This window comes from Gordonibacter pamelaeae 7-10-1-b (assembly GCF_000210055.1).
Lineage (GTDB): Bacteria > Actinomycetota > Coriobacteriia > Coriobacteriales > Eggerthellaceae > Gordonibacter > Gordonibacter pamelaeae.
In genome coordinates this window covers 2,127,040-2,127,677 of sequence record NC_021021.1, presented here as the reverse complement: position 1 = coordinate 2,127,677, position 638 = coordinate 2,127,040, and the positions used below count along the sequence as shown (strand labels likewise).

Sequence of the window (638 nt, the reverse complement as noted above, 5' to 3'; positions counted from 1 at the left end):
AGCGACTTCGTGCTGGCGCTTCCCGACGGCCGCCAGCTCGCCGCCCATGTCAAGCAGAACCCGGGCCGCCACAACGTGCTGAACGCCGCCGGCGTCATCGTGCTCGCGGACGCGCTCGGCATGGATGCCGAGGCCGCGGCCCGCGCCATGGCCGGTTTCGCCGGGGTGCGCCGCCGCTTCGACCTCGTGGGCGAGGCCGCCGGCATCACCGTGGTGGACGACTATGCGCACCATCCCACCGAGATCGCCGCCACCATCGGCGCGGCGTCGCAGCTGGGCTTCCGCCATGTGCACGTGCTGTTCCAGCCGCACCGCTACTCGCGCGTGCCGCTGTTCACCGAGGTGCTGAAGGACGAGTTCGGCCGCGCGTTCGACGCGGCCGACACCGTCACGTTCATGGACGTGTACCCGGCGGGCGAGGCGCCCGTTCCCGGCGTGAGCGGCAAGACGTTCCTGAACGTGGTGCTGGACCACGCGGGGCATCCCGAGGCGGCCTACGTGCCGCGCCGTGTGGAGGTCGTGCCGTACCTGGCGGCGAAGGCCATGGAGGGCGACCTGGTCATCACCATGGGCGCGGGCGACGTGACGGCCATCGGGCCGCAGCTCGTGGACGCGCTCGCGGCCGGCGCCGCCGGGGC

The 638-nt window shown here is 73.0% G+C and carries 1 protein-coding gene; it reads left to right on the top strand.

What is annotated here, in order from left to right:
* Window positions 1-638: glutamate ligase domain-containing protein (locus tag GPA_RS09805; protein WP_331429722.1), on the top strand; the 638-nt coding region annotated here is incomplete at both ends.